This window comes from Micromonospora zingiberis (genome assembly GCF_004331455.1).
GTDB lineage: Bacteria > Actinomycetota > Actinomycetes > Mycobacteriales > Micromonosporaceae > Micromonospora > Micromonospora zingiberis.
Genome location: NZ_SJJR01000033.1, coordinates 14,555 through 40,373 on the forward strand (window position 1 = coordinate 14,555; position 25,819 = coordinate 40,373).

Genomic DNA, 25,819 nt, shown 5'->3' on the forward strand with positions numbered 1-25,819 from the left:
CACGTCCCGAGTGTGCCCGTTCGTCGCGGCCTGCGGCAAGTCCTCCACCTGGGCAACCGGGCCACCCTTTAGGTGTGGATACGTATGGCCTCGTGATCGAATTTGCTCTCATGGCCTCCGGGCGCCCGGCCGTTCCTGATGGCACCGAGTTTCGGTCAACGTCCCTGAGCACTGCCGCGTGGCAGTCGCCAGTGGAGCCGGATTTGCCAGTGCCCGGCTGGCATCGGCCGTCGGCGCGGGCTGCAGTGCTGCGTGGCCGGCCCTCGCCAGGGCTGCCGTCCCTGAGTGTTCCTGTGTCGCCGAGTCCGTCCGCCCAGATCCCGAGCGAGCGGCTGCGCCCGGCTCTCCATCGGCGCAGGGCCCCGCCTTTGATCGCACAATTCTTCGGTAGTGATCCCAAGTGACGCCGCGGTCAGGGTGCCCTTCCGGGCAATGCACCTCGGCGTCATCGAGCCGCGCCAGGGCGAGGCCGAAAGCGCCTCGCCTCATCGCTTCGGTGGCAGCCGCGAATGCTTTCCGTCCGGCCCTGCGATTGATGTCGTGGATGCGCGCGTCGCCGAGGCGTTCGCCCTCCAGCACCTGGGGGTTGGCCTGTGCGTAGTCGGCCATCCACTTGCGCTCCTGCTCCGTCGCGCGCACTGTTTCGGCGGCACACCGCAGCCCGTCGCCTGGGTTCTGCTCTTCTCCGGGGCCGTACTGTTCGAGCGCTAGTACCAGCCGGCGCTGCCGTATCCGGGTTTGCCGGTCCGTGAGAGCGACGTCGTGGGGCGTCTGCTGCTGAGGTTCTTCGCGACGATCCGAAGTCTCGGGGTTCGGGGTCGGCGGGGACGGGATCTCGTTGGTGGCGTGGGTGAGCACGTATTCGCGGCCCGCGTGCCACTCGGCGAGGGAGAGCACACCGCAGGCGCGTGCCTCGTCGAGGCAGTCCAGTGCGCTGGTCAGGTCGCCTGCGGCGTGGGCGGCCTCGGCCTGCTGGAATGCCTCTTCGCCACGCCGTTGCCGGATCTGGTCCCACTGGCCTGGTGTGCGGTACGGAAGTTCGAGGACCTCGGGGTGGTCGGCGATGTAGGTCTTGATCCACTCGAGTTCGGTTGGGGTAGCGCCGACCATCTCGGCGATGTAGCGGTGCGCTGATCCGGTGCTTCGGTGGTAGCCGGCGGCGTGCTCCTCGATCTTCAGCGCGATCTGGCGATAACGGATCTGCTGCTCCCGCTGATCGAGGTCATCGCTGCTTGCAGGTTCTGCCTGGTCGGGCCCCGGCGTACCCGCACCGCGCTCGGGCTCTGCGGTGTGGTCGGGATCAACGTGTGGCTCGTCGTCGTCCGGTATGCCGGCTGGCTGGGTTGCCTCCGGTTCCGCCTCAGCCCGAGCGGCGATGGCTTGAACACGGGCCGCGGATCGAACTGCGGCGTGGACTGCTTCGGTGGCGGCTTCCTGCAACGCGGCCTGGTCCTGCTTGTCGCCGAAGTAGGCCCACCGGAGGAAGTCGATGCGCTCCTCGAAGGCGTCCATGAAGGTGTTGGCGAGCATGTTGGCGAACGGGTGCGCGAAGTTGTCCAGGGAGTTGGCCAGCGCCCACATCTGCGTCTGGGGATCGTTGGCCAGACTGGTCAGCACGTCGGAGAGCCAGGTGATGTCGTCTGCGCTCGCGCGTGTCCCGCGGCCGGCAGCCCAGGCATCAAGGTTGACCGGTGCCGTCACGGCGACGGTGGCAGCTGGCAGTGTCCCCGCAGACTCTGCCGACGGTTCAGGTGTCTCGGCGAGTTGCTGCGCCCGGTCCGGCGGCGGCTCGGCACGGCGAGGTTCAGGTTCAGCGGGGGGTGGGGCGGCTTCTGTCGGCGGGTTGGTGGTGTCCTTGTGCGCCCCGGGCCAGTCTGCGGGCTGGTCGATCGGGGTGAGTAGGCACCGGCCGAGTTCGGTCTGCCGGTGGCCGTCCGTGGTGTCGTGGCCCTTGATCTTGCCGTTGACATGGACGTATGCGCCGTCGCGAAAGGCGTTGAGGTTGGGTGCCCGCCACGTCCACAGGTTTCCGGACGCGTCGGCGAGGTAGAGCGTGGTGGCGGCGGACTGGCCGCCACCACGTCGGTGTCGGTTGTAGCTGCGAGCGGCGAGGACACGGGCGTCGAAGCTGGCCTTGTCGCCCTTCTGGCCCTGCCAGGTGGACGTTGCCGTGGTATGACGGATGGTTTGGTCTTGCAGGTGCCGCCGGTAGCTGGAGACGGCGGAGACCAGGGTGGCGAAGTGGCGTGGGCCGACGGTGTCTTCCGTGGCGGCGAGCCGAAGTTGGTACGCGTAATCGCTGACGTCAGCGTCGGGCAGCGCGATGGCGTACTCGCGTGCCGCCGCGGCGTAGGCGCGCGTCTCGTCGGTGACCGCGGCGTCTAGTTCCTGCCGCAGCCCGGTGGCGTCGTACCCGTCGCCGTTGATGGCGGTGTCGACGATGGCGGCGGTTGGGACGAGCTTGCCGTCGCTGGCGTCGGCGTCCCGGCGGGATACCCAGCCGTAGGTCTGGATGGCGGCGGCGGTGAGGGTGAGGACCTGCATGGTGTCGTTGCCGTCGGGGTGTCCGGGACGGCCGGTGCGGATGATAGCCGGATCGACGTGCTTCGGCGCCGCTGTGGTCTCGGCGGGGGCAGCCGGCGTCGTTGAAGGCTGGGACTTGCTTGCGTCGGCGATCTGCGCGTTCACCTCCTCCAACCGAAGGAGGGCGGTGCGCAGCGCGTCGGCGTGTTTGAAGGGCGCGTCCAGACCGCTCGTGATCCGGTCGAGGTCCTGTTCCTTGGCCGTGAGGTCGCGTTGCAGTTGCCCGACGATGGCGTCGAGTCCACGTAGCCGGTTTTCCAACCGGTTGACCAGGTCCGCGTTGTCCAGCTCGGCGGGCGAGAGAGCGAACTCGGCTCGGGGCAGGTCTGGCAGGCTGACGTACAGCAGGCGCCGGTTCTGGGCCTCGATCCACCGATGTTCGGCGACGACGTGGAATCCACCGATGGTGGCGACCTCCTGCTCGCCGCGCGGGGGCGGGGCGGTGAGCGCCTTGAGCGCGTCGCGTAGGAGGAGGTTGCCCTGCTTGCGCTCTGCGGTGCTCTGGCCGAGCACGGTGATGCGGAACTTGTCTCCGCTCGTGTCGATGCGACGGGCCCGAGCCGCGGTGGCTTCCTCGATCTCGGTCCGCAGGATGGTGATGTCCTGTTCACGTTCGCGCCGGACCCAGGCCATCCGATCGCGTTCCCGGTGGTGCGAGCGCTCCAGGCGCTCCAATTTGGTCACTTTGGCTTGCAGTGCTGCTTGGTCGAGCAGCAGGGGGTTGCCGGTCGCGAGCGCTTTCACTTCGTTGTAGGACAGCGCGGCGTCGCCGATATCCTCGATCTCGCGGACGTCGAGCCGGCCGCGCATGAGCTGCGCGATGAACTCGGCCTTTCTCGCCACCGTCTGCCACATGAACCCGTCGAAGGAGCCTTCGGTGACGTACCGGATGATCTCGACTTCAGCGTTCTGGTTGCCCTGTCGGAGGATCCTGCCTTCTCTTTGTTGGAGGTCCGCTGGCCGCCACGGGCAGTCCAGGTGGTGCAGGGCGACCGCGCGCTGCTGCACGTTCGTGCCGACACCCATCTTCTCGGTGCTGCCGAACAGGACGCTGATGCGTCCGTCGCGGGCAGCGGCGAACAGGCCCGCTTTCTCCGCGTCGTTGCCGGCCTCATGCATGAACCGGATCTGCGCCCGGGGTACGCCGCGAGCAACGAGCTGCTCTCGCAGCTCGTCATAGGCGTTCCAGCCGGCCGCCGGTACGCCGAGGTCGCTGAAGACGATCTGAAGCGCACCGGGTCGCGGGTGGGGTTGGCCGTCGCTGTCGCTGAAGATGTCGTCGCGGTGTTCGGCGTAGATGCGGGCGATGGTCTCCGCCGCGGCGGCCAGTTTGCTCGGCGCTTCGGTGTCGATGCCGCGGATGGCGAGCAGCGCGGACTGGACTTCCTCGCTGAATGGCCCGGACCACAGCAGTTCAGGCGGAGCGCCCTCGTCCTGCCACACCTCGCCGGGCCATGCGGCAGTGGTGGGGTCCAAGGGGTTGGGCCGTTGCCGGGACCACAGGGCGGCGAGGTTCGCAGCCACGGCGGCGGCTGGCTCGTCTTCGAGGACCTCGAAGCGGCGCAGGACGTCGGCGATCTCGTCTGCCGTGGGTGGCACCAACCGCAGGTCCATCGCGGCGGAGCGGCCGTTGTGGGTGATCTTCAGCAGGTTGTCGTCGGTGGGGTCGACGTCGCCGCGCCGGACCTTGTCGGCCCGGTCGACCAGGGCGGTGAGGTAGTCGCTCAGCCCGTCGCTGGCGGGTATGACGACCGTGCGGGGCAGCCGCTGGCCGTCCTCTCGTTGCTTGAGCGCTGGTACGGGCAGGGCTAGGTCTTCGGCCGTCTTGACGTCGGCGACCTGATGCAGCAACCGCAGCAGCTCGGGCACGTTGTAGAACTTGGCGAAGCGGCTGTTCATGCGTAGTCCGCCGCCTTCGGGGACGACTTCGATTCCCTCGACCGTCTCGCCGAATGTCGCCGCCCACGCGTCGAACTCGTCGATGTTCAGGGAACGCATGAGGTGCAGGGCGAGGTACATGAGCATGGTGTGGACCTCGCCGAGCGAGTTCGCTACGGGGGTCGCGGTCGCGATGGTGCCCACCCGGTCGTTGGTCTCGCGCAGCCACCGCAGCTTCATGTCCAGGTCGGTGGACCGGTTGGATCCAGGGATGCCCATGCCCGGGATTCGGCTCGGCCGCTCCAGGTTCTTGAACAGGTGGCCTTCGTCGACGAACAGGTAATCGACGCCCATCATCTCGAACGTCAGGCCGGGGTCCTTCTTCGTGGTGAGCTTCTTCTTGATCCGTTCCTCGGCCCGACTGATGGCCCCTTCGAGTTGTTTGACGAGCCGCTTCTGACCGGCGGCGTCCGCCGACGCCAGCCGCCGCTCCAGCTTCTCGATTTTCGACTTCAGGTACGTGCGCTGGTACTCCGGCGACATGGCCACCTGCTCGAACGCGCGGTGGGTCATGATGACCGCGTCCCACGCCCCGGTCGTCACCCTGGCCTGGAACAACCTGCGACGGTCCGCGGTCAGGTCCGCGCTGCTGGCGGACAGCAGCCGCGCCTGGGGGTACAGCTGGAGGAATTCCCTGCTGAATTGCTCCAGCATGTGATTCGGGACGATGATCATCGGCTTGCGTACCAGGCCGAGCCGACGTAACTCCATCGCCCCCATGACCATCTCCGCGGTCTTGCCGGCGCCGACCTCGTGCCAGAGTCCGACCGACGGCTCATTGACGATCCGAGCCACGGCGCTGTACTGGTGCGGGTGTGGTTTGAAGGTGAGAGCCAGGCCCGGCAGTGTCAGCTTTGCCCCGTCGTAGGAGCGCAGGACGAGCGAGTTGAATCGCTCGTTGTAGATGGCCAGGTGGGCGTTGGCGCGCTGCGGCTCTCCCCACAGCCAGTCGCTGAACCGCTCGTTGATCTCGGTCGCTTTGGTTTGCGCCGCGAGTGTGGCGTCGGCGTTCAACCGGCGCTTTTCCGTGACGGGATCGATGTCGTAGACGCGCACGGGCCGCTGTTTCAGCAGGTCCTCGGCGATGTCGACTGCGGATCTCCGCTCGGTGCCCCATGTGCTTGTGGCGAGGGTCGTAGCGCGCCGCTTCGAGGTGACCGTCCAGTCGGCTCCGCCGGCGCCGTGTTCGACAGCGAGGGTGGGATCATCCAAGAGCTCTTGCAGGAACTGCTGCACGGTCTCACCGCTGACCCAACTCGCGCCCAGCCGTACGCGAATCTCCTCCGGCGTGAGGTCGGCGGGCTTCACGGCGGTCAGGGCCTCGACGTTGGGCGCGTACCGCTCGTCCTGCTCAGCTGCGGCGCGGGCCTGGTCCAGTTTGACCCGCACGTTGCCGGACAGATACTCCGCCGCCGGGACAAGCCGGTCGGTGCCGGGCTCGTCGAAGACCAGGGTGCCCAGTTGCTGACGGGCCTCGTCCTGGTCTACGCCGAGCAGCCACGCCACCCGCTCCAGCGTGATCTGGCCGTACACGTCCTGGCAGATGGCGAGGGCGTCCTCAGGCGTCTCCGCGCCGAGCTTCGGTGCGCGAGGAGCGATCGCCCGGGTCGTGAAGATGTCGGACTTGTAGGCGATCTGCGACGCCTCGTCAAAGCGCTCCAGGGCGTAGACGAGGTTGGAGAAAGGGTCGGCACGGAATCCGCCCTGTGCGGGGGCGACCCGCCGCAGAATCGGTTCTCCGGTCTCCTCGTCGACCTTGCCCGTCTCGTACGTGTTGTAACGGTTGATCGGCCCGAACCGGGAAACGTAGCTGTCGTAGCGGCGGCCAAGCTGGGCACGCAAATGGCCAATTTCCTCGGTGTCGTCGAGCGTCGCGGCCTCTGCCTCCAGCAGCCGCATGGCGAGGTTGCGCAGTCGCAGCAGCTCTCGCAGTTCGTCAGCTTGCGTCTTCGGCGGCGCATACGGCTCGGCCTGGCCGTTGATCACCCGGGTGAACATGCCGTCCTTGCGCAGCGCCAGGTAGCCATCGGGCTGCTGCTCCGTCGCGGCGACGAACGCGATCGGCTGCGACTGCGTGGCCTGCCGGGCGGGGCTGTAGGTGAGCGCCTGGGCTTGCGCCTCCCCCACCACCTCCTGCAAAGCAACGCGCAGGGCCTGTGCGCAGTCGCGGTCACCGACGACGGCCAGTTCGTCTCCGCTGTAGAGGCCGCCGGTGCCGAGCCGGCCGAGCACCCGGCCCGGGCGGTCGAGGAAGTAGGCGTTGACGCGTACCTCATCCTCGCCCAAGGTGACCCGCCGGGTGGTTTCCCACTCCCGCGCGGCGGTGGCGGGGCGGCCTTCCTCTCGACGGCGCAGGATCAGTACGTCCATGACGGCGTCGGTGCCCGCAGCTCTCGCCATGGCCTTTGAGGGCAGCCGAACGGCACCGACCAGGTCGGCAAGTCCCGTGATCTCCCGGCGGGCCGCAGGGTTCGCCCGGTCCATGCTGAAGTGCGAGGTGAGCACCGCCATGAGCCCGCCTGGCCGCAGCTGGTGAAGGCTTTTGATCATAAAGTGGTCGTGAATGCTATGACCGCCCGGGTTGTGCCGGCGGTCCGTCAAAGCGACCTTGCCAAAGGGAAGGTTTCCGATGACGAGATCGAAGGCACCTGTGGGAATGCGGGTGTCAGCGAAGCTCTCGTTGAGGATCCGGGCGTCCGGGTAGAGGGCTGCAGAGATGGCTGCGGTGACCGGGTCCAGCTCGACACCGACCATTCGCGCATGCTCCGGCGCAAAGGCAATGAAGTTGCCGCTGCCGGATCCCGGTTCGAGTACGTCGCCGCCGGTGAAGCCGAGCTGCTGCACGGCGTCCCACACCACTTTGACGACGGAGACGTCGGTGTAGTGCGCGTTGAGCGTCGTCCGTCGCGCGGCACGCCACTCGGTCTCGTCGAGCAGTTCGGCAAGCTGCTCCCGCGCCCACACGTAGGTGCTGTCGTCGCGATCCGGGTCGAAGACGGCCGGAACGGCACCCCATCCGGACCAGCGAGCGAGTACCTGTTGCTCCTCGACGGTGGCGGGCCGCTGGTCGGCTTGCAGCGTGCGCAGCACCCACAGCGCAGCGATGTTCGCCTTGATTCGGGCGGCCTGGCCGGAGGGGGCAAGGTCCGTCTGCTCGGTGGGCCGGAACCTCGGTCCGCTCGGCGCCGCCTCGGTGTCGTGCGACTCGAAGCCGGAGGAGCGGGCGGAAGGAACGGGATCGTTCTCCGGCTCGATTGCGGGTACGGGCGGCGCGGAGTGTGGCAGGTTCGCCAGTTCGCCAAGCAGGTCGGTGGCCGCGGTCGGGTTGTTCGTCGGCCGCTGAGCGGGTTGGGTGATGTCTGGCGCGGTGGAGTCGGGTGAAGCCATCGCCACCGGGGGCGGTAGCGCAGCCCCCGGTAGCGGTACGGCAGGTTCTAGCGGGCCGGGCTCAGGTCGGTTGCCGGGTCGGGCAGCATCTCCCGCAGGACCTGGCCCTCGGCGCTCAGCCTGGCGTTGTTGAGCCGGCCGACCTTGCTCAGGTACGTCTCCTGCTCCGGGTCCGGGCCTGCCAGCGTCCTGCTCAGCTCCTCGATCTGCTGGGCGATTTGCTCCCCCAACTCCGTGAAGAACTCGTCCGGGTCCTCGACCTGCCGATACCGATTCGGCAGGTGGCTCCTCCAGTGACTCATTGCTTGCGCTGCGTACTGGTTCACTCGCCTCCACCTCCAACTCGTCGAAGTCGTCCGGCTCCGACGCACGCGCCCAGAGGTAGTCGTCGAACGACAGCTGCCCGGCTATCTCCCTGCGCTTCCTGGCCAATGGAATCACATCCCCCGCTGCCTGCGGTCGCCCTTATCCCGGCCGTTGTTGTGGTGGTCCTTGGCCGCCGATGGGGCCTCGCGTGGCTTGTCTCCTGACGGTGACTTGCGGAGGATGGCGTCGTCGGCGCTGGGCGTCATGCTGCGGCTCCTCGTCTATCTGGTGTGCGGACGGGTGCCTGCCCCATGGATCGGCGCTCCACCGGGTTGGTGGGCCGGGGAGCCGGCGGCAGCGCCCGGCGCGGCAGTGGGCGGGACTGCAAAGCTCAGCTGGGCAACGCCATTCGGCGGAGCTTCCGGGTTGGCCGTCCCGGCGGTGCCGGGGTCGGCAGCGGCGGTGGGTGTTGCCGACGCCGGTGGTGGATGGGTGGGCGTAGTTCGGGAGGTGACTGCTGGCGTACGGGCATAAGCCCGTGCGGCTTCGGTGCGCAGTGGCCCGTTGGTGGCGTCGGTGAGGAGGGTGAGCGTGGTCGGGTTGGTTCGCACAGCCACCCATGGCCGGTCCCCAAGACCAATACGGTCCGCCATGCCGCGCACGATTTCCGACCAGTCGTGGTCGGAGAGTTGGCGCTCACCGGGTTGGGTACGCAGGGCGAGTGCCGTCACGCGGGCGCGGTCGGCAAGCCGTCGTAGGTCGACACGCCAGGTGCCCGTGTGCCACCCGCCGCCGACGTCGATGACGCGCGTTTCGGCCAGATGACTGCGATGAGCAGCTCGGCCCACCGCCCGTACCGTGATCGAGCCGGCGATCTGTCGCGAGGACTGAGAGTCGTAAGCACTTACCAACATTGGTGATGCCTCCAGAAATGGCCGGGCTCGCGAGGAGCGCCAGCAGGAACCAGCGACAAGAAGGTCGGAAATGCCGAGTTCCTGCTCATCGACGGATATGCACCCCCGCCGAGTCCAACCAGGACAGCGGGTCGACCGCGTTCGCAGCCGTCAGCGGCGGCGCGTTTCGGTGGACCTCGAAGTGCAGGTGTGGACCGGAGGAGCGACCTGTGCTGCCGACCCAGCCGATGAGCTGCCCAGCCTGGACCTGCTCGCCGGCGGAGACGGCGAGACGCACCGCGTGGCAGTAGCGGGTGGCGATGCCGTTGCCGTGGTTGATGTTGACCAGCAGCCCGCAGCCCGACAGGTTCGGGTTTCCGGGCCGGTCGCAGTACGCGCTGTCGCACCGGGCGGCTAAGACGACGCCGGCCGCAGCGGCGTAGATCGGAGTTCCGGTCGCCGCGGCGAGGTCGACACCGTCGTGGCTGGGCCGCGATGGCGGCCGGAACCTGCTGACGAATTGGTAGCTGTCGGCGGGTAGCGGAAGGCGCCAGGCGCCGGTGCCTCCTGCTTCGAGGGTGTACTTGCCGATGCGGGAGCGGACCTGATGGGGATAGTCGTGTGCCTTGCCCGCAGCCGGTACCCCGCCGGCGCTGGCGATGCAGCCACGGCCACAGAAGTAGCCGGCCCAGGCGATGTCGAGCGGGTCGCCCTTCAGCACGTTCGCCGTAATGTTGCGGGAGGCCCACGCGACGAGGTCGCACATCAGGCGACCCATCGCGTAGATGGCGTCTTCGGGGTCGTCCGGCCCGTTGCGCCCGTCGTCGTCGTAGTCGTCGCCCCAACTCGCCCACGTGCCGCGCTGGAACTGCGCGATGCCGATGGCAGGCCCACCGCGCTCGGGCGGATTGTCGGCGACGGCGTCGGCACGCCAACTGCTCTCCAGGTCGATCTGCGCGGCGATCATCGGCGGCGTGATCTGGGGGCAGATCGATCCGGCGCGGACCACCCAGGGAGCGAGGTAACGCGCATGGGGCGGTATGGCGTCGGCGTTGAGTGGGCCGCTGGCGGGGGCGGCGACCAGCGCTGGACTCGCGGCGAGCAGGGCGGCGGCACCCGAGGCCACGAAGGCGACCAGACCGGCCGCAATGGCCACCACGCCGGTGAGCAGCAGTACGAGGGCGCGCACCGATGTCGGGCTGGCCAGTCCGTTCGTGTCGGTCATCGCCGATCAGCCGATCTCGTATTCGCTGATCCGCCATCCGACCGTGCTCGGCCGCAGACCGCACACGACGGTGTGGCGTACGAGCGGGCCCCGCCAGCCGTCACGCCCGATCGGTTGCACTGTCACGAGTGCGCCGACGTGCCGCTGCTCGGCGGTATCGGGCGGAAGCGCGTCTCCGACATACGGGCCGAGCTGAACCTCGGTGTAGGCGCGGTGGTGGACCAGTTCCTGCCATTGCGGGGTCTGGCGCGCCGAGTCCTGGTCGACCACCGTCGCAGCCAACCTGGCGTCCAGGTACATCGCGGCCCGCCGGTAGACGTCGGCGCGATCACGGTCGACGGCGGTGTCCACACGATGCACGGCGACGGCGAACGCGGCGCACACCGCGTACGGGTCGCGGTAGTTCACCGACGGGTCGACGAGCAGAGGCGACGCCTCGAACGGCTGCGGACGAGGCTGGGGGGCCGCCGCCGAACAGGCAGCGAGTAGCCCGGCCAGGAATGCGCCCGCCAGGAGGGCGGGAATGCGACTGAAGCGGATCATGCTGGTCACGCTCAGGCCCGCCCGTAGGCGGCGACGCTGCCGTAGCGCCGTAACCCACCGGCTCCGCGCGCCCGGGGAGCAGAAGAAGCCGAGGCGTGGATTCGCCTCACCGGCACCAATCAGTCCGGCGACGCACGGAGAGCCAGCCACGAGACCGGCCTGCTCAACAGATCGAGGACGAGCCCTGTCGCGCCGGACACCCGCGCAGCAGCGGAGAGCAGTTCCGGACCAGGGCTACCCCTAGCGCCCGTAGCCCTCCCGTCAACGTCGGCAGCAACCGTAACGGCTCCGCACCCCAACGAACGTCTCCGGCAGCGGCCCCAACCGGGCCGCACTTCGATTGTCGGAGGAGATCAACATGATCCTCAAGCTCGTCGTTGCCGGCCAAGCGGTGCTCGCCGCGGACGCCCCGAACCCTGCGCCGTCAGCACCGCCCGGAATGGAAGCAGTAGCCACCAGCTTCCTCAGCTGGGGAAAGTGGATCTTGCTGGTCGCGGGTGTTCTCGGGTTCATGATCTGCGCCGGTATGATGATCATCGGACGGCGTAACCGGTCGCAGACCGCCGTGGATGGTGCCGCGGGCGTGCCCTGGGTGCTCGCCGGACTGGCGCTGACCAGCTTGGCCGCCGGCATCGCGGGGGTGGCGCTCTCGTGAACCGCCGCATCTCGCAAGCGACACCCCGTCGCCGCATCAGTCCCACGGTCATCGTCACCGTCGGGTTGGCACTGCTTGTGCTGGCTTCGGTTGCGGTCGCCCGCAGTGGCGACGACAACCGCAACGATCACGCCTCGCCCGGACAGCCACTCACCGAGGCGAATCCGCCGGCGGATGCCCCGGCGCCCGACGTACCCCAGCAGGTGGCCGTCGAGGTTTCTTGGCCTACCGACTTGACCTGGATCACCGTGGCGGGGCTCGCTCTGCCGGTCTCCGCTACCGCGGGTCCACGCGACTCCGCCGCTGGGCGAGCGCGAGGTTTCGCGCAGACATCGTCCGGTGCCGTTCTCGCCGCGCTGCATCTGCTGGTGCGGACCAGTCCGCAGGTGGGGCCCCGGGTTTGGGAACCGACGCTGCGTGAGCAGGTCGTCGGGCCGGACGTCGGGGCGTACATCGACGCGGTGACCCAGGACTACGCCGTTGCCCAGGAGCAGTTGCAGATTCCCTACGGCGATCCGTTGTCTCCGATCTACGCCTCGATCGCCGGGGTCCGCATCGACTCGTACGGCCCGCAGGCGGCCAGCCTGCGGCTGCTCATCGAAGCGCCGGACGGCAGCGGTGGCGTGGCTCGCGCGGCCACGGTGGTGCAGGTCTCCTGGACGGGCACGGACTGGAGTCTGATCGCTCCGCCCCGCGGTGATTGGTCCACGGTCCGTGCTCTGGTCGGCCCTGCCGTCACCCGTAGCTACACGCCGTTGCCGGGCAGGTAGCCATGTGCGACGCGTGGGATCTCAAATGCCAGTTCAAAGAGGGCGCGACCGAGGTGGCGGGCGCCGTGGCCGAGACGATGATCGGTCAACTGGCGGACCTGATCAGCCAGGCCCAGTCCACGCTGATCACGTCGACCGTGACGTGGTGGCTGTACCTGCCGCCGGTCGACGTCGAGCATGCGCCAGCGGCGCAGACTCTCCAGCGATGGATGCTGCCCTTCGCCCTGATCGTCTCGGTCGGCGGCATCATGTGGCAGTCCCTCCTGCTGATCATCAACCGCAAGGGGGAACCGCTCGTCGCGGTGGTGAAAGGTCTGTTCACGACCGCGTTGTTCGGCGCGGTAAGCCTCACCGGCACGCAGATGCTGCTCCGGGCGTGCGAGTCCTACACCGAATGGGTCCTCACCTGGGGTATGGACTGCGCGCCAGGTCTCGGCGTCGACCCGGGCTGCAAGACCAACGCGCTGGCCGCGCGGATGCAGATGCTGCTGCTTCCCGCGGGACCGAGCATCAGCAGCGTCCTGGTGGTCGTCGTGGGCATGGTCGTGCTCGTGGCGAGCATCGTGCAGGCGATGCTGCTGCTGTTCCGCAACGGCGCCATCATCATTCTCGCCGGAATGCTGCAACTCGCCGCAAGCGGCAGCTTCACCGCAGCCACCAGCAACTGGTTGAAGCGGGTGCTCGGCTGGCTGCTCGCGATGGTCTTCTACGAGCCGTTCGCCGCCACCAGCTACGCGGTCGCGTTCATGCTCGTCGGCGATCCGCAGAACCGGGACATCTCGACATGGTTCACCGGCGCCGGGATGCTCGGCATGACGCTCGTGGCGTTGCCGGCCATGATGCGGTTCTTCAACTGGACCGTCGGCGCGGTACAAACCAGCGGGAACTCCGCCGGCATGCTGGCTGCGGCGGGCGCCGCAGGGCTGCACGCGGTCGCGTCGAGACGCGGCTCTTCCGGCATGTCCGCGACGGACTATGCCCGGGACATGGACCGCCGCTACCCGCCGCAGCCCAGCGGCGGCGACAGCGGATCGGGCACGCCTCGACCGACCCCACCGGTATTCACCGGCCCCTCCCCCACCGCTGGTGCCGCCCCCTCGGCGAGTACCGCGACGACCACCACCGCCGGCGCCTCAGCCGGTAGCGCTACGACGACGGCGGCGACCGCGGGCGGCAGCGCCGCAACGGGTGCGGGCGCTGGTGCCGCAGGCGCCGGTGCGGCCGGGGCGTCCGCCGCCGCAGGCCCTGCCGCGCCTGTCGTCGCCGGTGTCGTTGTCGGCGCGCAGGTTGCGGGGGCAGCAGTCAAGTCCGCAGCGAGCACCGCGTCCCGATCGACGGAAACCGGGTGATCGGGATGTCTACGAAGGCTCAGGCCGAGGAGACACGAACCTACGGCGGTTGGCGTCGCGCTCGACCGCTGGGCATGTTCGGGCTCGGCTTCGGTCAGACGATGGTGGTGCTGGCGGCGATGACCGTCGCGCTGATCACGGTGTCGGTGAGCCTGACCGCTCTCGCGGTGGTCGGCCCCGTCTGCCTGATCGTCATCGTCGGCAACGTCGCTCAGTGGGACGGTGTGTCCCTGGCGCAGGCACTCGTGCAGCGCTTCCGCTGGGTCACCGGTTCCGGCCGTGGCCGCACGAGCTTCCGCGGCGGCGTGATGTCGGCGCAGGAGCACGCCTGGCAACTGCCGGGCGTGCTCGCCCCGACCGTCCTGCTGTCCGTCGATGACGGCCACGGCGGCACGTATGGCGTGGTGTGGCATCGCCGGCTCAGGACCATGACCGTCACGCTGCGGTGCGCCGCGCAGTCGACCTGGCTGGCTGACCCGGAGGCGGCGACCGCCTGGGTGTCGAACTGGGGCGGCTGGCTGGCCGGCCTCGGTCACGTGCCGATCGTGCGGTGGGTCGCGGTCACGGTGGACACCGCGCCGGATTCCGGCACCCGGCTGGCTGACTACATCACCGGCCGGCTGGCACCGGACGGGCCAGCGGCAGCGGTGCGAGTGATCCAGCAGCTCATCGCCGCCGCACCACAGGCCGCCGCTGACGTGCAAACGACCGTGTCGATCACCTTCGAGCCGGCGGCGTCGCCGGCCCGGCCCAGGACGGTGCCGGACTGTCTCGCGGAGGTCGATCGCGCCTTGCCCGGCTTGCAGGACGCGCTGGCCGGGTGCGGGCTGACGGTGCTGGGGCGAGCGACAGCGGCGCAGATCGCCGGAATCGTGCGGCACGCCTTCGATCCGACCAGTCGAGGCGAGGTGACCCGGCTGCTCAGCGCCGCGCCGGACGCGGCAGCCGAGTTGCTGGACTGGAGCAACGCCGGCCCGGTCGCCGCCGAGGAGCACACCGATCGCTACGAGCACGATGGCGCCACCAGTGTGACCTGGGCGTGGCACGAGGCACCGCGTCAGCCGGTCACGCATCACGTGCTCGCCCGGCTGCTCGCCCCCGGCGAGCAGCCGAAACGGGTCACGCTGCTGTACCGCCCGATGACCGCCGGGCAAGCCGCCGGCGAGGTCGAGCGGCAGGTCAACGCCGCCCAGTTCCGGTCCGCCTACCGGCGAGCCCGCAAGCTCGATCCGACCGCCCGGGACATCGCCGACCACGAGCAGGCCACGCAAGCCGCACGAGAAGAAGCGCTCGGCGCAGGTGTCGGCCTGATCAGCCTCTGGGTGACCACCACCGTGCTCGATCCGGCCGACCTCGGCCGGGCCGTCGCGGATGTGGAAAGCCGCGCGGAGACGTGCAAGGTGCGGCTTCGTCGCCTGTGGCGTTCCCAGGCGGCCGGGTTCGCCGTCACTCTCCCGGCCGGGATCTGCCCGCCGGTGCTGGCCCAGCAGTGGCCGAACTGATCTTCCTCTTTCCAGGAGCACTCCCATGGCATTCGCAGATATTGACGTGTCCGCGCTCGGCCCCATGCCCCCGGCCTGGGGATGGCGTCGACCCGGTGCCGGGCGCGCCGTCCACGTAACGGCCGGTACCGAGTACCAGGCCACGACCGTGCAGGCCGCCGGCTTGTACCCGTTTACCGCCGGCAGCGGCGCTCCCCTGCTGGGCGTGCCGATCGGCCGCCACCAGCTCTGGGGTGAGTCCGTGCTGCTCGACCCGTTCGAGTGGCTCAACGCCGGACTGATCACCAACACCGGTGTCTTCGTGCTCGGCCAGCCGGGCGCCGGCAAGTCCGCACTGGCCAAGCGGCTGGTCATGGGAATGGCCGCCACCGGTGCCCAGATCTTGATTCTCGGTGACACGAAGCCGGACTACACCCGGGTCGTGCAGCACCTGGATGGCCAGGTCATTCGGGTCGGCAGGGGCTTGGACCGGATCAACCCGCTCGACGCCGGTCCGCTCGGCACCGTGTTGTCACGGATGAGCGGACCCGACGCCGACCAGCTTCGTCTGGAGGTACGCGGGCGGCGGCTGACCCTGCTCATCGCCCTGTGCACGCTTGTGCGTGACGGCGGGCAGGTCAGCAACACGGAAGAGGTCGTTCTCGGCAGGGTCGTCGACCTGCTTGCCGAACGGCGCACCGGAGATCCGGTGATCCCCGACGTGCTCGCGGTGCTTGACCAGGGGCCGGACACCATCCGCGCCGCGGCGCGGGCTACCTCGGCGGCCGACTACCGCCGCCGAATCGACGACTTGGTAGCCACCCTGCGCCTGTTGTGCGAGGGCACGCTCGCCGGTGTCTTCGACTCCGCCACCTCCACCCCGATCGACCTGTCCGCCAAGGCGGTCAGCATCGACATCTCCCGGGTGGCCGCCGCCGGCGACAAGCTGGTCGCCGCCGCGATGCTGTCCACCTGGAGTTACGGATACGCCGTCATCGACGCTGCCGCCGTGCTCGCCGACCAGGGCCTCGCTCCCCGACGACGACACCTCGCCGTCATGGACGAGCTGTGGCGGGCGCTCCGGGGAGCGCCCGGGTTGGTCGAGCCGGCCGACGCGCTCACCCGGCTGTCGCGCAACCTCGGCGTCGCACAGATCATGCTCACCCACTCGCTGGACGACCTGGACGCGCTGGCCAGCGACGAGGACCGCGCCAAGGGACGCGGCATGGCCGAACGGTGCGCCATCAAGGTCCTGGCCGCGTTGCCCGGCCGGGAACTGGACCGGATCAGCCAGATGGTCCGGCTGTCCGAGCCCGAGCGGGACATGGTCGCATCCTGGGCCGCCCCCGAAGCACTGGTGCCCGGCGCCATGCATCCCGGTCGCGGAAAGTACCTCGTCAAGACCGGCGAGCGGGCGGGAATGCCCGTCGCACTGCACCTGGTCGGCGAAGAACTCGCCCTCTACGACACCGACGCCGCCGTACGGGCAGGTGCCCGATGAGCGGCATCCGCAACCAGCAGCCGATCTACCCACGCGGTAGCGCCGGCGGATACCCCCTAGCCCCATGGCTGATCCTGGGGGCCTGCGCCGCCACCGCGGCCTTGACCTGGCTGGCGTGGATCGCCGGCCGCCTCGCCGCCGTGGCCGCCGGCCGCCCCTGGGACACCGGCCCATCCTTCGGCTGGGAGTTCACGAAGCGCCTGCTTGACCAGGACTGGCAGCATCTGTGGCCCGGCGTGCCACCGCTACTGGTAGCGCTGATCTACGCGCTACTGCTCACCACGACGGTCGTGCCCGGCTTCTGGGCGTGGGCGTGGTGGCAGGCCCGCCGCCCGCAGGCCGGAGACCCACTGCCGTCCCTCGCCCGCACCCGCGACGTCGACGAACTCATCGGCACGACCGCGCTTGCGCGGGCACAGCGGCTACGGCCGAGCCTCGCCGGACGTGCACCCAAGCAGGTGCCCGCCACCGCGATCGGCATCGCGCTTGGACGACTCGTCAGCGGGGGCCACCGCCGCGGGCCGGTGCTGCGGTCCAGTTGGGAAGACGTGCTCCTCGCCGTGATGGCGCCCCGGGCCGGCAAGACGACCAGCCTCGCCGTGCCCCCGATCCTGGACGCACCGGGACCGGTGCTCGCTACCAGCAATCGCTCCGACCTGTGGGCGGCCACCGCCCGAGCCCGCGAGCGGGTCGGCCGGGTCTGGACGTTCGACCCACAGCGGGTGACCCGGCAACCTCAAACGCTCTGGTGGGACCCCCTGGCCACCATCAACGGAGTTGAGGAAGCCGCACGGCTCGCCGACCACTTCATCCAGGAGATCCGGGGCGTCGGTTCCTCCGACCCGTTCTGGCCGCTGGCCGCCGGGGACCTGCTCATGTGTCTCTTCCTCGCCGCCGCCAACTCCGGCGGCACGCTCACCGACGTGCAAGCCTGGCTGTCCGACGTGACCAGCCGCGAGCCGGTCACGCTGCTGCGCGCCGCCGGGTACCCCCAGGCCGCCCGTGCGCTCGCCGGCCGTCAAGGAGGGGCCCCGGAAACCAGGGACGGCGTCTATGAAACCGCGCGTACGGCCGCCCGGTGCCTTTCTGATCCGGAAATCATGGCCTGGGTAACACCGCCGACCAGCGCCCTGGACCGGCTCGACGTGACCACGTTCCCCGGCGCCCGCGACACCCTCTACCTGCTCAGCAAGGAAGGTGCAGGTGCCGCCGCTCCCCTGGTCGCCGCGCTCACCGACGCCGTGTTCCGCACCGCCGTCGTCCACGCCGAGGCCGCCGGTGGCCGCATCGACCCGCCCGTCCTGGCGGTATTGGACGAGGCGGCCAACATCTGCAAGATCAATGACTTGCCGCAGCTCTACAGCCATCTCGGCGGTAGAGGGGTCATCCCGATCACCATCATTCAGAACATCGCCCAAGGCCAGGGCGTGTGGGGTGAACGCGGCATGACGGCCCTCTGGTCCGCCGCCACCGTCAAGCTCATCGGTGCCGGGCTCGACGACGCCCGCCACGCCGAGGACATCTCCCGCCTGATCGGTGACCACGACGTCGCGACGACCTCGATCAACCGCGACGGCAACGGTCACACCAGCTACTCCACCAGCGCTCAACGGCGCCGGATCCTCGAACCGGGTGACCTTCGCGCCCTCAAGCGGGGGCGGGCGATCCTGCTCGCCACCGGCGCCCGAGCCGCGATGATCGATCTGATGCCGTGGTACCGCGGCGAGCACGCCGAAATCATCGGCGCCGACACCACCGCCAACGTCGAGGCCATCACCCGCACCGCCCTCGCCGACCTGGGTGCCGACCACCTCGGTCCGTCGAGTTCGGACGCAACAAAGTCCACCGACCGCGGAGGCCTGTCATGAGCGGCCACTCCTCACGGCTGTCGGCCGACCTGCGCTGGGTGGAGGCGATGCTTACCGACCTGCAGCGGCAGATCGACGAGCTCGCCGGTGAGCTGCGGGCGCTGTCCCACCTCGTGCATGTGCACACCCTCGCAACGCTGCGGGCGGACACGGACAGCACCGTCGCGCCGGCCACACCGACGGAGACCGACGATGCCCGGTGAACGCCCCGCCCCGCCGCCGGAACGCCTCTACGCGGTCAACGCCGCCGCCGCCCAGTTCTACGCCAGCCGGCTGCCCGCCTCAGGCAAGGCGGCCCGTTACCTGCACAGCCACGGCATCAGCACCGCAGCGGACCCCACCGGCCCCTGGCAGGTCGGCTACGCACCGGGACGGTGGACCGAGCTGGCCACCCACCTCCGGGCAGCGGGATTCACCGAAGACGAGGTGACCAGCGCCGGCCTCGGTTTCGTCCACAACAGGAGCGGACACCTGCTGGACCGCTTCCGCGACCGGCTCATGTTCCCCATCACCGACGTGCACAACCGCGTCGTCGGATTCACCGCCCGCGACCTGGGCGGACGCGGTGAGGCCAAGTGGCTGAACACGCCGGAGACGGCCATCTACCGCAAACGCCTGCTGCTGTACGGTCTCGGCCAGCAGCTCGCGAACCGGCCCGCCGGTATCGGCGACCCGATCGTGTTCGTCGTCGAAGGCGCCGCCGATGTCCTCGCGATGCACCGCATGGCCGCCGCGCACGCCGCTGTCTCCGACAAACAGTCGCTGTACGCAGTCGCACCATGTGGCACCAACCTCACCCGAGATCAGCTCGACCTGATCCAACAAACCCTGCCAGGTGCGCACCTGATCCTGGCATTCGACGGCGACGACGCCGGACGTCGAGCTGTCGACCGGGCATATCCGATCGCCTCTCGATGGCCCGGCCAGGTCTCCGGAGTACGCCTGCCGAAGGGACAGGACCCCGCCGACATGCTCGGCGCCATGGATCCCGCCTGGGCGATCAGCGAAATCATCGGCGCCATCCAACCCCTCGCTCAGGTCCAGATGACCAACATGATCGACCGGCTGTTCGCCACCAAGCGGATCACCGATCCGGTCCGATTCGTCGAAGATCGGCTCATCGCCTACCGGGCTATCGCCGAGTTGTTCGTCGACGCGCCGCACGCCACCCGTGACATGGCCGAAGCCGCCGCCGAGCGGCTCGGCCTGGCCTCGACCGACGTCGCGCGTGGGGTCATCGAGGCATGGAGCGCCCGCACCGACACCCCCGGCGGAACCGACCCGCCGCCGGACGTAGCTGCCCAGGCCCCCGCCGCTCAACCGGCGGCAGGCCCACCGGCCGAGGGCTCGACTCCCGTCAGCCCTCGTGCAGCCACCGAGACAGACATGACCGTCTCGGCCACAGCTCACTGCACGGTGGGCCGCCGCGCCGGCACCACTGCCGCGATCACACGCCACGACCCGAGCAGCGGAATCACCGTCTGGGCACTTGCCGACGGCATCGGCCGCCACGCGCAAGCCGCGACCGCCGCGCAGATGGCGGCCGACATCGCGGCGACGGTCAGCCTGCGCTCCACGCCAGCGGCCGGGCTGCACGCTGCACGGGCAGCGATCAATGCCCTCTACGGCGGGGTCCACGCCAGCCAGGCGGGCGACGCCTCCCTGCTCGTCGTCTCTGCGTACCCATCCCCGACACACCGTCACGGCGTACGGTGGGAGCTTGCCTGGGCCGGCGATTGCCGCGCCTACACCATCCGCGCCGGCCAACTTGCCCAGGTCACCGCCGATCACACCGCCAGCCGGCAACGCCGCGATCGGGGAGAACACCCGACGCCTGGTATCGCAGACGTGCTGCTCACCTCCAGCATTCGCGCCGGCGACATCAGCGTATGCCCTCTTGATGAAGGGCCCCTGCTGCTGTGCAACAACGGCGTGCACCGCGCGATCCCCGAGCGCCAGCTCGCGGCAGAGCTGGCGGGCATGAGCGATGCCCAAGCCAGCGCCGACCGGCTCGCCCGCGGGGTCGGGCAGCACAACGCGCGAGATGCGACGGTCCTACTCATCCACGCCCGATCCGCACCACCGGCTCTGGTCACCACGACCAGGACCAACGCCCACGCGACGGTGACGGCGTCAGGATCCCCGGCGGCCCTGGCCAAGACCTGCTTCACGGACGCAGAAACCGGACCTGCGGCGGTCACGACGCCGCAGGCCGAGTCGGTGCGAAGGTTCGGTCAGCCGGCCGCCGGCCGCTGGCGCTGAGCGGCTGTGGCCCTGTGCGTCCGATCGCGGAACACGCAATCGGTCCCCGGGAAAGACCCGGGGACCGATTGAAGCCTTGCTTCCGGCGTCGTAGCCGGCACCTCGCACCAACCTGTCCGGCGACATCGACTCACCGGCGCGAATGATCGTGGCGGCTCGGACGTGGCACGACCTCCCGTGCAGCCCGGTCTATCGCGCCTTTCGCCTGCTGGCTTGGCTCGGCGTCGACCGGCGCCGCGAAGGCGAGCTTGGCCAGGCGTGGTGCCGCGCGGGGTAGCTGCGACGGCGTCGATGCGAGTGCGGAGGAGCCCGCAGCGGCGAGCGCTGACCTCAACCGGTAGACCTGCTCGTCGTCTGGCTGCGCAACGCACCATCGGGCGACAGCGTGGTACACGAGCGACCTGGGCACGCGTTCGAGTTCCCGGCGGCCGAGAACGAAGAAGTGGCGGTTTCGAGCGGCCATCTGGGCTGCCACACGCAGAACCTCCGACAGTGACGGAAGCACCGCCGCCAGCTTGTCGATCGCTTCGAGTCGGGACCCACGGCTGGTGACATGGCCTGGTCGCGGTGGCCCAGGACGGACCCATCTTGTCACCAGATCAAGCTCACGAGCTGTCTGCGCTGCTGCCGGGCCGTGTGGGGGCGTGCCGTGTAGCTGACCGGCTGCGTGGGCCGCTGCGCTCCACGATCGCCAGTCCGCTCCAACAGCGCCGGGTGAGGCGAGTGCGCTGACCGCGAGTGCCGCTTGGGTCGCCTTGGCCAGGTGCATGACGCGCACCTCGCCGGGGTTGCGGTGCATCCAGTCTCGCGTGGCGACCAGCGAGCGCAGCGCCGACGCGCCATCGCTGATCGCCGGGCGACCTACCGGGACCGGTGGCGGCGGTTCCAGCAGGTGCAGCAGCGATGGAGCGTCGCCGGCGTCCGAGATCATCTGGTGCACGACCTCGGTCAGGGAGCCGCTGCTCGTCCAGCGGGCCTCGTCCGCCACCGTCTCGAAGACGCCGTACGCGAGTCGATGGCTGCCGGACAGCCACTCAGGTAGCCCTGCGTCGATGGCCAGCATGTCGGTGGTCAGTACGGCGATGTCGACCAAGCCGGCTTTCCGCCCGGCACCGGCACGAATTGCCGCGCCCTCCGGCGTCAGCGGCTCCCGGGCCGGCGGCGCGTGACCGGCCAGGATCTCCCCGGCCACCGCGATCGCCTCCGCCGCCGACTCCAGATGGCGGCCGACCCGGCAGATCGGCACCGTGGGGAGAACGGGCCGCCGGTCGCTGCGAGCCGCAGCGGAAAGTCCCAGGTAGAGCCGTGTCGTGTGATCCCCCGCCTGCATCCGCAGAGCGACATCGACGGTTCCGCGGTCAATGTCGGCACGAGCCGGTTGGCCGCCGACGACCAGCTCCACGAGTTTGGCCAGCCGGGCATAGACCCGCTGCCGGGCCACGACGGTCGCTCCGACGTCGTCGAGGGTGACCGCCGGATCCGACGCCAGGCGTGCTTGCGCCTCGCTCAACTCGTCGTGCGCCCGCGACAGCCAATCTCCGTACGTCACACCAGACCTCGCACCGCGGCGTTCAATCGCTCGGCTGTCGCGGCGTAGGCGAAGCGGCGCTGAGCCGACAACTCCGGCTGCTGACTCGCCTGGTCGTAGCCGTCCCCAAGCACCGAGACGAGGCGGATGAGGGTCCGTTGCGTTGCGGTGGACGCGATCGAGGACCGCGCCGTGGTGACGGTGACGGCGATCGGTGCCGGTTCGGGATACAGCTCGGCGAGCGCAGTGAGCAACTCGAACCCGAGCAGTGCCCACTGCTGGGAGGGCACGTCCGGAGAGTCGAAGGCCAGACAGGCCAGTCGCAGGCCGGCTTGCGCCTCCGTGTCGTCGACGATTCCCCGTTCCTCCACACGAGTGATGGCCTGCTGCAGCGCGGTGATGTAGTCCATTCCCGGATCCTTTCCACAGCCCAGAACTCTGTCCACAACGGCAGCGAAGCCCTGTGAATAACTGACCAAAGCGGCGTCGCATCCGCCCTCGGGTGCTCGCACCGAGCAGTTGTCGGCGCTGGTCAGGTGAAGCAAGAGTTGTTTGTCGCAGAGGCCGTCGCCAGGTTCAAGGTCGAGCCCTGGCAGGGTTTGCTGCGCTTCGGGGATCGCTTCGGCGAGAGGGCGGTTGTACCGCGACAGCCAGACCGGATCTCTGCCGAGCGTGCTCTGCCGCGCGTTCAGGAGAGTTTCCAGGTCGCAGGCCGAGTGGAAGAGGCTCGGCCGATCGCGCCGCATCTCGCCCCAGCCTCGGGGCGTCTTGAGAGGACAGAACCAGCACGCGGACTTGAGCGGAACCGGGAGTTTCGCTCTGGCGATAATGCCCGCGCAGTCGTGGCGGCGTAGTGGAGGATCGTGGTCAAGCAGGGGGTACACCGGGATCTCGTACGGCATCGCCTGGCGTCTGTTGACCCGCTCGCCTCGTCTAGGCTGATGCCGATGCCCACCGTCGCCGGCCTGTCACGGCCCGCGCCGTGCTGCTTCAACCACTTCCCGATGACCTTGATCTTGAAATCCGCAGTACATGATCTGGTGCCGGGTGCGCCGTTCGACATGCGAACCGGGATGGGCAGGCTTCGTGATCCCTCGCGGGTGAGTCGGCCCCACAGGGTCTCGACGGTGCCGTCGCGGCGTGGGCGGTGCAGCTCGTGAAGCTCGATGCCGTGCGCCGCCGCGTACGGCTTGGCGTACCGCTGGTGGTACGCCAGAGTTGCTGGGTCCTCAGAGTCGCGACCGGTGTTGGCGAAGAGGAATGTGGAAAAGTTGATCTTTCCGGTGGCGGCGAGGACCAGCAGCGCCGTCGACTGGACGCCTCCGCCGAACGCGACCGCTCGGATCGGGGCGGTCATCAGTCCCACCACCCGTCGGGGGCGGAGTCGGCGGTCGCCGACGGCAGGTCGGTGTGACGGGCTGCGCGATCTTCGTCGGCGGCCCGGCACTGTTTAAAGGACCCGCTGTCGCCGAGTAGTTCGTGGATGTGCCGGTCGACCTCGACCGACCAGCCGGACATGCCGGTCGGGGCGAGACGGCTGACTTCCCAGGAACGCCAGAGCAGTTCGAGGCGCCAGATGGCCTCTGCGTGGCGCCACCACTGCGGGCACCAGTGCCAGCGTTGCCCGTCGACACGCCACGCGAACATCGGGAGGAACAAGCCGGTGACCCAGGCTTCTACGGTCGGGAACCTCAAGGCGGCCGGCGCCTCGGTGGCACCGGGCGCCTGGTCGTCGAGCCGCTGAGTGAGTTCCGCGACCTGGGTCTGCAAGGCGGCGACCATTCCGACCAGGTCCTCGTCACGGCGGCTGGTCACCGGGTCCTCCTCAGGGCGGGATGCGCGGTCGGGGTACGGGCTGGCATGGCGCTCGGGTGAGCGGTGAGTGCCCGCTGCGCGGGCAGGGCGAAGGACTCGGCCGCCAGCCGCGCCGCCGCTGGCGCGGTCGCATCGTGGGCGCTGGCATCGGCGGCGAGGTCACCGGCGCGGCCGGTTGCCGCTGCTGCGGCGGCGCGAGCTGCCTGGTGTTCGTTGACGGCGGTGGCGGGGTCGTCAGGGGTGGCTTCGGTGGTGGCCGCAGTGCGCTGCTCGGCCTCGGCCCGGTCGAGGAGGGTCTCGATGTGAGCGAGTGACTGCGCGGACCAGCCGCTGTCTTCGAGGTTGCGTAGCAGTCGGGCCCGGCCAACCGGGTCCAGCGTGCCGGCGAGTCGGGTGATTTCCTGGTCGAGTTCGTCACCGACTTGGGTGAGCGCGCCGACGGTGGAGGGCTGGCCACCATGCGGACGGGCGGGACCCGATCCGGACCAGACGTAGCGGGCCGCGTCCGCCATCGCGTCCTGGCGTGACAGGCCGGCGTCGCGGCCCCGTTGGTAGAAGTCGATCAGGCTCGGGGCGCGGCGGCGCAGTTCCTCTTCGGCGGCGGTCAGCACAGCGGCGTCGGTGGGATTGCGGTCGGCGTTCCGGGCCGCCTGTCCCCAGTGCCGCGCCACCTCCACGGCGGGCAGGTCCGCAAGGTAGCCGCGTAGCCCGTTCTCGTCCCCGACGAGACGGACCCATTCCCGCTTGCGTCGGGAGGCGTCCGCTGCGGCGAGCCGCTCGGCTTTCCGGTTCGCCTTCTGCTCGTCCCGCTTCGCCTTTTGCTTGTCCTGTTCCCGGCGTGTCTGGTCGCGTAGTTCCTGTTCGGCTCGGTTGGCTTTGGCGCGGGCGTTCTCAGCTGCCAGCCGCGACCCGGCCTCGACAAGTACGCCGAGGGCCATGAGCCGTTCCATCGCGCGCTGGTTGCCCTCGCTCCAAGGATCGTGATGCTCGGGTTCCATGCCGGCGATGCTGCGGAGCGCCGGTTGTCGGCGGCGCTACCGGGAGCGGCTACGGGTGGACATCCGGGTCGACTCCGCTACGGGTAGCGGCTGACAGGTAAGACTGCTGCTGGGCAGGCAGCGGCAGGAGTGATCCGGAGACGATCTGAACAACGGTCAGTTCGAGTTCCGAGTCATTGCTCGTTCTTGGCGTACCTGTTCGAGCACAGCAAGGTCGGATGCAAGGTCCGGACGGCCGACTTGGCGGTCGAGGTCGACGACGAGTTCGAGCTCGCCGATAGCCAGGTCGAGGTTCCCCTCCGCTCGGTGGATCATCGCAATGTTGTATCGGGTGGCGGCTTCGCCGACACGGTCACCTACCTCCCGCCGGATGGGCAGGGCCTGCCCGTAGTAGGCGAGAGCCTGCTGCCGATCCCCCAGCCCGTCGTACACGGCACCGATGTTGTTGAGGGTGGCGGCTTCGCCGGCACGGTCACCTACCTCCCGCCGGATGGGCAGGGCCTGCCCGTAGTAGGCGAGAGCCCGCTGCCGATCCCCCAGCCCGTCGTACACGCGGCCGATGTTGGTCAGGGTGGCGGCTTCGCCGGCACGGTCACCGACCTCCCGCATCATGGGCAGGGCCTGCCCGTAGTAGGCGAGAGCCCGCTGCCGATCCCCCAGCCCGTCGTACACGCGGCCGATGTTGGTCAGGGTGGCGGCTTCGCCGGCACGGTCACC

Annotated in this window: 17 protein-coding genes; 8 read left to right on the forward strand and 9 right to left on the reverse strand. The window is 69.4% G+C overall.

Annotated features, from left to right (window positions below):
* Positions 1 to 108: 108 nt before the first annotated feature.
* The 4 genes from E0H26_RS27865 to E0H26_RS27885 form a co-directional block, all read right to left on the reverse strand.
* Positions 109 to 7,908 carry a hypothetical protein gene (locus tag E0H26_RS27865; protein ID WP_131309284.1) on the reverse strand — a complete coding sequence of 2,600 codons (7,800 nt, stop codon included), beginning with the start codon at positions 7,906 to 7,908 and terminating at the stop codon, positions 109 to 111.
* Between the two features lie 47 nt (positions 7,909 to 7,955).
* A complete protein-coding gene (locus E0H26_RS27870) occupies positions 7,956 to 8,210 on the reverse strand; it encodes a hypothetical protein (RefSeq protein ID WP_131309287.1) in 255 nt (84 codons plus the stop codon).
* Positions 8,211 to 9,213: 1,003 nt separating this feature from the next.
* A complete protein-coding gene (locus E0H26_RS27880) occupies positions 9,214 to 10,332 on the reverse strand; it encodes a M23 family metallopeptidase (RefSeq protein ID WP_131309293.1) in 1,119 nt (372 codons plus the stop codon).
* A 6-nt stretch (positions 10,333 to 10,338) separates the two neighbouring features.
* The gene (locus E0H26_RS27885) at positions 10,339 to 10,875 is read right to left on the reverse strand and encodes a hypothetical protein (RefSeq protein WP_131309295.1); all 537 of its coding nucleotides are present in this window, start codon (positions 10,873 to 10,875) and stop codon (positions 10,339 to 10,341) included.
* Between the two features lie 358 nt (positions 10,876 to 11,233).
* On the opposite strand from E0H26_RS27885, the gene E0H26_RS27890 reads away from it, so the two are divergent.
* The 8 genes from E0H26_RS27890 to E0H26_RS27925 all read left to right on the forward strand — a co-directional run bounded on the left by E0H26_RS27890 (position 11,234) and on the right by E0H26_RS27925 (position 20,761).
* Positions 11,234 to 11,530 carry a hypothetical protein gene (locus tag E0H26_RS27890; RefSeq protein ID WP_131309298.1) on the forward strand — a complete coding sequence of 99 codons (297 nt, stop codon included), beginning with the start codon at positions 11,234 to 11,236 and terminating at the stop codon, positions 11,528 to 11,530.
* A 77-nt stretch (positions 11,531 to 11,607) separates the two neighbouring features.
* Positions 11,608 to 12,300, forward strand: coding sequence for a DUF8175 domain-containg protein (locus E0H26_RS27895; RefSeq protein WP_476703383.1), 693 nt, complete (start codon positions 11,608 to 11,610; stop codon positions 12,298 to 12,300).
* A gap of 2 nt (positions 12,301 to 12,302) precedes the next feature.
* Positions 12,303 to 13,649 carry a hypothetical protein gene (locus E0H26_RS27900; RefSeq protein ID WP_240742427.1) on the forward strand — a complete coding sequence of 449 codons (1,347 nt, stop codon included), beginning with the start codon at positions 12,303 to 12,305 and terminating at the stop codon, positions 13,647 to 13,649.
* Between the two features lie 5 nt (positions 13,650 to 13,654).
* Positions 13,655 to 15,151: an SCO6880 family protein gene (locus E0H26_RS27905; protein ID WP_240742428.1), complete on the forward strand. Its 1,497-nt coding sequence runs from the start codon at positions 13,655 to 13,657 to the stop codon at positions 15,149 to 15,151.
* Positions 15,152 to 15,176: 25 nt separating this feature from the next.
* Positions 15,177 to 16,631, forward strand: a complete 1,455-nt coding sequence (locus E0H26_RS27910; RefSeq protein ID WP_240742429.1) for a hypothetical protein — start codon at positions 15,177 to 15,179, stop codon at positions 16,629 to 16,631.
* The gene (locus tag E0H26_RS27915) at positions 16,628 to 18,499 is read left to right on the forward strand and encodes a type IV secretory system conjugative DNA transfer family protein (RefSeq protein WP_131309304.1); all 1,872 of its coding nucleotides are present in this window, start codon (positions 16,628 to 16,630) and stop codon (positions 18,497 to 18,499) included. Before E0H26_RS27910 ends, E0H26_RS27915 begins: the two co-directional genes overlap by 4 nt.
* Entirely contained in the window at positions 18,496 to 18,702 is a 207-nt protein-coding gene (locus tag E0H26_RS27920; protein ID WP_131309305.1) for a hypothetical protein, read from the forward strand. The genes E0H26_RS27915 and E0H26_RS27920 overlap by 4 nt, the downstream gene beginning before the upstream one ends.
* A complete protein-coding gene (locus E0H26_RS27925; RefSeq protein WP_131309306.1) occupies positions 18,692 to 20,761 on the forward strand; it encodes a toprim domain-containing protein in 2,070 nt (689 codons plus the stop codon). Before E0H26_RS27920 ends, E0H26_RS27925 begins: the two co-directional genes overlap by 11 nt.
* Positions 20,762 to 20,891: 130 nt before the next feature.
* On the opposite strand, the gene E0H26_RS27930 is transcribed toward E0H26_RS27925, so the two are convergent.
* From E0H26_RS27930 to E0H26_RS27955, 5 genes are all read right to left on the reverse strand, one after another.
* Positions 20,892 to 22,202, reverse strand: a complete 1,311-nt coding sequence (locus E0H26_RS27930; RefSeq protein ID WP_240742430.1) for a hypothetical protein — start codon at positions 22,200 to 22,202, stop codon at positions 20,892 to 20,894.
* A gap of 104 nt (positions 22,203 to 22,306) precedes the next feature.
* Positions 22,307 to 23,191 (reverse strand): hypothetical protein, encoded by an 885-nt coding sequence (locus tag E0H26_RS30205; protein WP_240742431.1) that lies wholly within the window; start codon positions 23,189 to 23,191, stop codon positions 22,307 to 22,309.
* A 454-nt stretch (positions 23,192 to 23,645) separates the two neighbouring features.
* Positions 23,646 to 24,104 carry a DUF4913 domain-containing protein gene (locus tag E0H26_RS27945; protein ID WP_131309309.1) on the reverse strand — a complete coding sequence of 153 codons (459 nt, stop codon included), beginning with the start codon at positions 24,102 to 24,104 and terminating at the stop codon, positions 23,646 to 23,648.
* The gene (locus E0H26_RS27950) at positions 24,101 to 25,102 is read right to left on the reverse strand and encodes a hypothetical protein (RefSeq protein ID WP_131309310.1); all 1,002 of its coding nucleotides are present in this window, start codon (positions 25,100 to 25,102) and stop codon (positions 24,101 to 24,103) included. The genes E0H26_RS27945 and E0H26_RS27950 overlap by 4 nt, the downstream gene beginning before the upstream one ends.
* A gap of 156 nt (positions 25,103 to 25,258) precedes the next feature.
* Positions 25,259 to 25,819 (reverse strand): tetratricopeptide repeat protein (locus E0H26_RS27955; protein WP_131309311.1); only part of this gene is annotated, 561 nt, incomplete at its 5' end.

Coding starts and splice junctions, on each gene's coding strand:
- E0H26_RS27920 (WP_131309305.1), top strand. CDS start 18,496: ATGAGCGGCCACTCCTCACGGCTGTCGGCCGACCTGCGCTGGGTGGAG.
- E0H26_RS27885 (WP_131309295.1), bottom strand. CDS start 10,875: ATGATCCGCTTCAGTCGCATTCCCGCCCTCCTGGCGGGCGCATTCCTG.
- E0H26_RS27890 (WP_131309298.1), top strand. CDS start 11,234: ATGATCCTCAAGCTCGTCGTTGCCGGCCAAGCGGTGCTCGCCGCGGAC.
- E0H26_RS27925 (WP_131309306.1), top strand. CDS start 18,692: ATGCCCGGTGAACGCCCCGCCCCGCCGCCGGAACGCCTCTACGCGGTC.
- E0H26_RS27880 (WP_131309293.1), bottom strand. CDS start 10,332: ATGACCGACACGAACGGACTGGCCAGCCCGACATCGGTGCGCGCCCTC.
- E0H26_RS27910 (WP_240742429.1), top strand. CDS start 15,177: ATGGCATTCGCAGATATTGACGTGTCCGCGCTCGGCCCCATGCCCCCG.
- E0H26_RS27915 (WP_131309304.1), top strand. CDS start 16,628: ATGAGCGGCATCCGCAACCAGCAGCCGATCTACCCACGCGGTAGCGCC.
- E0H26_RS27900 (WP_240742427.1), top strand. CDS start 12,303: ATGTGCGACGCGTGGGATCTCAAATGCCAGTTCAAAGAGGGCGCGACC.
- E0H26_RS27950 (WP_131309310.1), bottom strand. CDS start 25,102: ATGGAACCCGAGCATCACGATCCTTGGAGCGAGGGCAACCAGCGCGCG.
- E0H26_RS27905 (WP_240742428.1), top strand. CDS start 13,655: ATGTCTACGAAGGCTCAGGCCGAGGAGACACGAACCTACGGCGGTTGG.
- E0H26_RS30205 (WP_240742431.1), bottom strand. CDS start 23,191: ATGCCGTACGAGATCCCGGTGTACCCCCTGCTTGACCACGATCCTCCA.
- E0H26_RS27870 (WP_131309287.1), bottom strand. CDS start 8,210: ATGAGTCACTGGAGGAGCCACCTGCCGAATCGGTATCGGCAGGTCGAG.
- E0H26_RS27865 (WP_131309284.1), bottom strand. CDS start 7,908: ATGGCTTCACCCGACTCCACCGCGCCAGACATCACCCAACCCGCTCAG.